Raw genomic sequence first — 7,436 nt, 5'->3', positions numbered from 1 at the left:
TTGGCTCTTTTCGTCATCTGGTAAGGCTTTCAGGTATTCGTGTCCCCACGCCAGACTTACAATGAACAAGGAAATCTGGTTTATTCTCTTAGAGAAGAAGACAATGATGGAGATGATGTAGTAGATTATCGTTGGACAGAGGCTTCTGGTTATGATGAACAAGGAAATCTGGTTTATTCTCTTAGAGAAGAAGACAATGATGGAGATGATGTAGTAGATTATCGTTGGACAGAGGCTTCTGGTTATGATGAACAAGGAAATCTGGTTTATTCTCTTAGAGAAGAAGACAATGATGGAGATGATGTAGTAGATTATCGTTGGACAGAATCTAATGCTTACAATGAACAAGGAAATCTAGTTTATTCTTATTCTCTTGGAGAAGTAGATAATGATGGGGATGATATAGTAGATTACCGTAATACAGACGCTTCTGCTTACGATGAGCAAGGAAATCTAGTTTATTCTTATTCTCTTGAGGAATCAGACTATAATGCAGATGATATTGTCGATTATCATATCACAGAGGCTTATGCTTACGATAAACAAGGAAATTTAGTTTATTCTTATTCTCTTGAGGAATCAGACTATGATGCAGATGGGATTGTAGATCGCAATTCTGTCGATGTCTACAGCTACAGTTATCATGAATGGGGAAGTCAAGTTTATAGATATTATGGACGGCACTTCTATCCTCACCACTTTGGAGCAGAATCATCTTCGTATACCATTAGCTATAACTACAATACCTATTTTGATGCCAAGTCACATAACTATACTTATGTGGATGGCTACAATTATGATGAGTTAGGCAATCTAGTTTATTATGTTTCTGCAACACAGTATAGTTATGATGGTAATCTGGAGGCTCGTTATACACATACCTATGTTGATAGGGAATCGGATACTCTAATTTCTTATCTAATTGAAACTGATAATAATGGGGATGGTATATTTGAAGACTTTTCTAGTGAAGCCTACAGCTATGATAAATTAGGCAATCTAGTTTATTATGTTTCCGAATCAATTGATGACATAAGGGACAGCAATAGTATATATGTAGATACAGAAAGTAGTGGCACATTAATAGAGCGTGATGCCTATGCCTACGATGAATTTGGAAATGTAATTTACCATAGTTCTGAAACAGATGGATGGATACTAATGCCCGGTGTTTTGTCTGGTTCAGATGCCACTCCTGATGCTACCACAACTAATAGTTATATTTATGATCAGTTGGGAAATGTAATTTATCATCGTCAAGAAAGAGATGGAGCTATTATTAATTTCCGTTATCCTTCTGATGGAATTCCCGAAGAGATCAAAACTAATAGTTATGCTTATAATGAGTTGGGAAATCTGATTTATCATCTTGCTGAAACTGATGGGAATATAAGCATTGTTTGGAGAGGGGCTGCTCGAGTAACTTCTGCTGATGGAATTATAGATATTCGTTCTACTAATAGTTATACTTATGACGAGTCTGAAAACCTAATTTATCATCTTTCTGAGACTGATGGAAATATAGGGTACGATCCTTTTTTAGGAATAATTATTGATGCAAGTCCTGCCGATGGAATTATAGATAATCGTTCTATTTCAACCTACACATATATGAATTCAGAGGAATCAGAAAATAATTATCTAGTCACTGATGAAAATTTTGACTTTGATTTAGGAGCAACCAACCAAGAATATGTTACCTACGGTTTAGGGGAACAAAAGACAGAAAACCCATTTGAACAGATGAATAACCCTAATAACTACCAGAATTTACCGACAGATTTTAATCAAAATCTTACTAACTCTCCTGAACTTTTCATGTAACCAGAAGATTGCCAGAAACTGGAGATTGTGGGTATTTTATTGAAATCGGGTTAACTGGATACGATACCGTTGCTTCTTTGTAATAGCAACTTCCCCTACTTCTAATCTTCCCTTTCCCCGTACTGCAATCAAATCCCCAGACTTGACATTATAACTAGATTGAGTCGTTTCTTTCCAATTAACCCGTACATCCCCCTTATTAATAGCATCGCTCATTTTACTGCGAGACAGACCAAACCCGGCAGAAGCGATCGCATCCAAACGCATAGATGCTTCTACAGTGGTCATCTCTTTTGTTTTAGGGGGTCTTATTTTCAACTCACTCAATTCGATTCTTTGTGTTTTCACAGGAACCGATCTCACTTGAGTCAAGCTTGTTTCGAGAAACTCCACCAATTCAGGCACTACAATCACCTGACCTCCTCGTTCCCCTAAAACGATTATATCTCCAATTTTTTCTCGGACAATCCCTGTCCCCAGAATCGCTCCTAAGAAGTCTCGATGATTAGCCGGGTCAAAAAGAAAGTTTCCTGCAATATCCAGGGCAGCTAGGGGAATTAGGGGCTGTTCCAGGGGTATTTCAGGGCGAGCTAAACCAATCCTTCGTCTTTCCGCTTGAGGATATCCTCCCCAAACAGCTATTTCTACTTCCGTTAAGCGACTAAACCCATTTTGTACTTCGGCAATGACGGGAGGAGAGAAAAAATCGCTCACCACCACTTCCCAGGTTTTGATGGCGATCTCAGCTTGATCGATAATGCGGGTAATCTCTTCGCGGTTTTCGACTCCTTTCAGGAGGGTATCTCTGGGTAACATATCGATGGAATTAATTATTAATTAGTTTATCTCGGAGCAAGAAAGCAGTAATTTCTAGTAGCTTAAACTTCATAATTATCGTGGAAATCTCGTAAGTATTTAACTTCAAAAGTTGATGAATATCTAAAAAATTGTCCGATTTTGTTGCTAAAACAACTAAGCTAGAATGATTAGATCTCCCTGAAAAACTGGGATATAAATAGCTGCGACTTAGTAACTTTTCACGGTTCTTAACTAGAAAGTTTTGTATGGTAGTTGTGCCTGTTTTTTCTGTTCCTATGTGAAGAAATGCTCTCATATACTTATCAACTTTTGTTGTGAGACAGTGACATATTAAACACTGGAATCTGTGTAACCTTGTATATTTTCTGGATTTAAAGGACGCAGTATGGAGGTTGCTTTATTTTTTAGGCTAGTAGCCCCTTCTACCACAACGAGGTACTTTCCTGCATTAAGACGGTTCCGATAGGGCAAAGCATCTCCACTACCAGCGGATAAACCTACACCACCACCGACGAAAACGCTACCCATTGCCCCTCCAACTGCACCAGCCAAACCTCCTAAAACATGATTCCAGGGTTCTCCAGCCCAATCAAAACTATTAACCCCTGTGATGAGATCAAACATATAACCACCAGCAAAGCCGAAGGGAACCAGCCAGATAGCCATCAGTGCTGCTCGTTTTTTTGCTTGTTCTGCAGGATCAATTAACCCGAACTCATCGGCGGTTTTATATCCTCTACCTAGTATACTAATTTGACTGGTAGGAACACCACCTTTTTCCAAGGCTGTGTAAGCTTCTTCTGCTTTAATGCGATCGCTAACCACAGTTACGAGATAATCCATGAAAACGTCTTTGCTGTTAATGTTTACTTTTTAGTCTTATCATTTTTGTGAATCTTTGACAATTATCTCTAGTTTCGCTGACATTAGGAACTAGCATTTCTATAATTAAGTAGTCAGACATAAATAAAGTCAACTAAGGGACTAAAATATACTAAATTATATAGATTTCCAGTTTTTTGCATATTCTTCGGCAAATTTTAAAGCTTCTTTTTTAGTACAGATTTTTCCTTCAACCTGGGCAACAGAAACCTCGGTTAAGATTTGACCTAGTTGGGGACTGGGTTTAATCTGAAGGTTATTAATTAAATCATGACCTGTAATTAAAGGACTAGGATGAGCCAGTTGATCTTGAGGGTCAAGATAGTGGTTAATAAGTTGTACAATTAAATCATTATCTATATTTTTTGCTAATGCAACAAGAGCAAAAATGGGAAAATTATCACTGAGTTCTAGAAATAAAAAATACAGTTCTCTTATAGAGATTTTGCTCTGTTTATTCTCGAGTAAATGTAATTGTTTCAACACATTTAAAACTGCATTAATATCTTGTTTAGAATACTTTAAATTAATTAATTTTTTTTTGGCAGTTTCAGTATTCCCAGAAACTAAACAAGTTAATTTTGCTCGTTTCATACAATAAATTGCAGAAATATTTTGATTCCCTTTAATCAGAAATAAACGCTTAAAATCCTCTTCTTTTAACTTAGTTTGCAAAAATTTTACACTAACATCAATATCTTGAAGTAACTGTAACTTATTATCATCAATTTCAGCCAACCAAGGTGTTAATAAGCCATTTTTTTCAATTTCAATTAACCACTTGCTACCTCGATCATCTTCTAATAAGTAATTTAATTCGCTTTGAACTCGCTCAGCTGCAACTCGAGTAATTAAGCAAGATAATTGAGCAATAGTTTGCTTTGTTTCAGGTTCAATAGTAAAGTTTAATTGAGCTGCTTGACGATAAGCGCGTAATAATCTTAGGGGATCATCCTCTAAGTTTTTAACACTAATCATTCTGACTGTTTTCGTTTGTAAATCACCTAAACCATTGAGAGGATCAAGTAATTTTTGTTGATGAAAGCTATAAGCGATCGCATTTATTGTAAAATCTCTTCTCTTTAAATCTTGTAAAATACTATCTCCTTCTTGTTTAGCAAAATCTACGGTTCCTTGTTCAAAAACTACCCTAGCAATGTTTCTTTTTGCATCTAAAACAACAAAACCAGCTTGATATTTATTAGCAATTTTTTTAGCTGTTTCTATAACCAACTCAGGTAAAACAAAGTCTAAATCTAAATAATCTCTCTGAGAGTTTAGCAGTGCATCGCGAACCATACCACCTACCAAGTAAGCATCGGCAGGAAGCAAGGCTAAGTCAAATGGTAAGACATTTGAGAGTAAATGGAGTGATAACGGCAGTGACTTCATGTAAACGAAAGAAACAAACCCTTAAAGATTAGTCAAGTTTTTGTATCATAAGTTAAATTAATAGGTAGCACGAGCAAAGGAGAACTATATGTGTATTTGCATTAACTGTCGCTATGTGGATAGTTGTCAAACCTATCACGCAGTAGAAGAACAACATCAACAACCCCATTTAACTGATCAACCTACATTTGAACCAAAGGAACCCACTATCAATGTTAACGTTCGCACTAAAATGAACTACATCGAAATGGAGTGGGATGTTGTAGGTTGCGAAAGTTTTGTGAAAGATGCGGGAAAGTGGATGAGACTGCGTCCAGGAGAGCCAATTCCTGCCTAAAATATGACACTACTATCTTACCAGAGAAGTTTAAGTTAGTTCCCTTGACTTCTCTTTAAATAATTTCTAGATTAGGAGTATGGGGTATCCAATCGCATATTTTAAGATGAACGTTAAATTAATATCAATTACACCAAAAGCGGAAGAATTAATTGCCTATTGCGCTAGAGTGAGTAGCAATAATCAAAACAACCCCGAGATTAAAAAACTACTAAAATATTGTGTTAAGCATGGCCATTGGTCTATTTTTGAACAAGCTTCCATGACAGTTGAAATTAGATGTCCTATGGCTATCTCAGTTCAAATCTTAAGACATAGATCTTTCTGTTTTCAGCAGTTTAGTAAGCGATATCAAAAAATCACTAAGGACGATTTCTATCTACCAGAGATTAGGTTACAGGATAGTAGAAATAGACAGAATAGCATTGAACTTGAGGACAATTCTTTAGAAGAAATCTATCAAGAAGAAATTAATGTACTGTATGGGAAGATACTCGATCTTTACGAAAAGATGCTTGACGATAATATAGCTAAAGAATGTGCCCGTTTTATTTTACCAGAAGGGATAATGACTAAGATGTACATGACGGGAAATATTCGCTCTTTTATCCATTATCTAGAAGTCAGAAAAGGGGAAGGAACTCAAAAAGAACATAGACAGATCGCTCTTGAGATTGACCAGATATTCAAAGAGCAGTGTCCTATTATCTGGGATGCTGTTAATGATCAACACTTAAAGTGAAATGAGACCAACAATTTTAGGTGGGTAAAATAACTGTAAAAACTGTTCCCTGATTTAACTCACTTTCCACTTTAATTTGTCCATGATGATTATCTACAATTGCTTTAGCGATCGCCAATCCTAAACCAGAACCTCCTGCACTTTTTCGAGAGGGATCGACTTGATAAAATCGGTCAAATAAATGGCTTAAAGCGTCTTCAGGAACTCCTTTTCCGGTATCTTTTACTTTCACTTGTAACTGACATAAACGATCTCGTTTAATTCTTTTCAATTCTACTTCTACAGAAGCCGTTTTCTGTTCTATGTCTGTAGTCTTTTCTTCTGAAAAACTATGTTCTAATCCATTCCCAATCAGATTAGTAAACAAACGAGCTAGTTGATCCCAATCCCCGAATAAACTAAAATTTCCTTCACTGTTATTAAGTTCCGTGGCTAACAAGAGGTTCTGCTCCGATTCTACGATATGTAATGATAAAAAAATATTCTTTTGTTGGGCTAGTGTTCTCTGTTCTTCTATGACTTCAATTAGTAAAGCATCTAAAGGAATATCTTGCTGTTTAATTTGTAACATTCCACTGTCGGAGCGGGCTAAAAATAATAAATCATTGACTAAGTTTCCTAAACGCTGAGTTAGTCTTTCCACCACTTTGAGTTGTCGTTGTTGTACTTTTGGATCACTATTTCCATAAGCTAAAGCCATTTGTACATTGGTTTGGATGGTGGCAATAGGGTTTCTTAACTCGTGGGAAGCATCGGCAGTGAATTGTTTTAAACTTTGATAGGATTCTCGTATGGGTTGAATAGCCAAACCAGATAGTAACCAACCGATAAAACCGACGATAATAATAGTAATTAAAGTACCTAATGCGAGGTCTACACTTAGCTGACGAATAGGTTTGGTTACCTCAAACCAAGGGTGACTCACCCGTAAATAACCCAAAATATAACGCTCTAGATTAATTTTTTGGGTCACTTGTCTAAGAATGCGATCGCCACCAATATAAACCGTCTCTGCCCGTCGGTTAAGATTAAGGGGGATGGTAGGAGGTTCGCTAAAAGTTGACCAAATCAACTTTCCTTGAGGGTTAAACCATTCGAGATCGATGCGATCGTCCTCTGCCGCTTCTGCATTGTCTCGAAAACTCGCGTTTACATTGACCCGATAACTTCCTTCGGATGGGGAAACAGACTCGATGACAAGAGAACGGTTAACCACCTCCGCAACGTGCTTTAAAGTGTCATCAACTCGTTCTACTAGGGTATTACGGACATAAAAAAATACTCCTGTGGCAAACAGAAGCAACAATATTGCTGTGACCCCGGTATACCATAGGGCTAAACGACGGCGTGTCGCCTGAAACATAGACTCATCCCATTTTTACTTGTTTTAACTAAATGTCGGGAGAAGTCCCTCACTATAGCTAAGGCGGACACATCGAA

General features: G+C 37.0%; 8 protein-coding genes. 3 read left to right on the top strand and 5 right to left on the bottom strand.

Annotated features, from left to right (window positions below):
• Positions 1–39 precede the first annotated feature (39 nt).
• Complete coding sequence (locus P9B04_RS11235; RefSeq protein WP_342055078.1) at positions 40–1,824, top strand: hypothetical protein; 1,785 nt, start codon at positions 40–42, stop codon at positions 1,822–1,824.
• A gap of 36 nt (positions 1,825–1,860) precedes the next feature.
• Here the strand turns inward: P9B04_RS11235 and P9B04_RS11230 are convergent, their stop codons facing one another.
• The 4 genes from P9B04_RS11230 to P9B04_RS11215 all read right to left on the bottom strand — a co-directional run bounded on the left by P9B04_RS11230 (position 1,861) and on the right by P9B04_RS11215 (position 4,917).
• A complete protein-coding gene (locus tag P9B04_RS11230; RefSeq protein ID WP_342055077.1) occupies positions 1,861–2,640 on the bottom strand; it encodes a photosystem II S4 domain protein in 780 nt (259 codons plus the stop codon).
• A 10-nt stretch (positions 2,641–2,650) separates the two neighbouring features.
• Positions 2,651–2,938: a hypothetical protein gene (locus P9B04_RS11225; RefSeq protein ID WP_342055076.1), complete on the bottom strand. Its 288-nt coding sequence runs from the start codon at positions 2,936–2,938 to the stop codon at positions 2,651–2,653.
• A gap of 35 nt (positions 2,939–2,973) precedes the next feature.
• Positions 2,974–3,486 (bottom strand): hypothetical protein, encoded by a 513-nt coding sequence (locus tag P9B04_RS11220; RefSeq protein WP_342055075.1) that lies wholly within the window; start codon positions 3,484–3,486, stop codon positions 2,974–2,976.
• Between the two features lie 156 nt (positions 3,487–3,642).
• A complete protein-coding gene (locus tag P9B04_RS11215) occupies positions 3,643–4,917 on the bottom strand; it encodes a CCA tRNA nucleotidyltransferase (RefSeq protein ID WP_342055074.1) in 1,275 nt (424 codons plus the stop codon).
• An 88-nt stretch (positions 4,918–5,005) separates the two neighbouring features.
• Between P9B04_RS11215 and P9B04_RS11210 the strand changes: the two genes are divergently transcribed.
• Positions 5,006–5,254 (top strand): Ycf34 family protein, encoded by a 249-nt coding sequence (locus P9B04_RS11210; protein ID WP_342055073.1) that lies wholly within the window; start codon positions 5,006–5,008, stop codon positions 5,252–5,254.
• A 106-nt stretch (positions 5,255–5,360) separates the two neighbouring features.
• Complete coding sequence (gene thyX, locus P9B04_RS11205; RefSeq protein ID WP_342055072.1) at positions 5,361–5,996, top strand: FAD-dependent thymidylate synthase; 636 nt, start codon at positions 5,361–5,363, stop codon at positions 5,994–5,996.
• 16 nt (positions 5,997–6,012) lie between these two features.
• On the opposite strand, the gene P9B04_RS11200 is transcribed toward thyX, so the two are convergent.
• Positions 6,013–7,359 carry a sensor histidine kinase gene (locus P9B04_RS11200; RefSeq protein WP_342055071.1) on the bottom strand — a complete coding sequence of 449 codons (1,347 nt, stop codon included), beginning with the start codon at positions 7,357–7,359 and terminating at the stop codon, positions 6,013–6,015.
• Positions 7,360–7,436 lie beyond the last annotated feature (77 nt).

The organism is Crocosphaera sp. Alani8 (assembly GCF_038442745.1).
In the GTDB taxonomy this organism is placed as follows: domain Bacteria; phylum Cyanobacteriota; class Cyanobacteriia; order Cyanobacteriales; family Microcystaceae; genus Crocosphaera.
The sequence above is the reverse complement of the archived record's forward strand: the minus strand, read 5'-3'. Positions and strand labels throughout refer to the sequence as shown.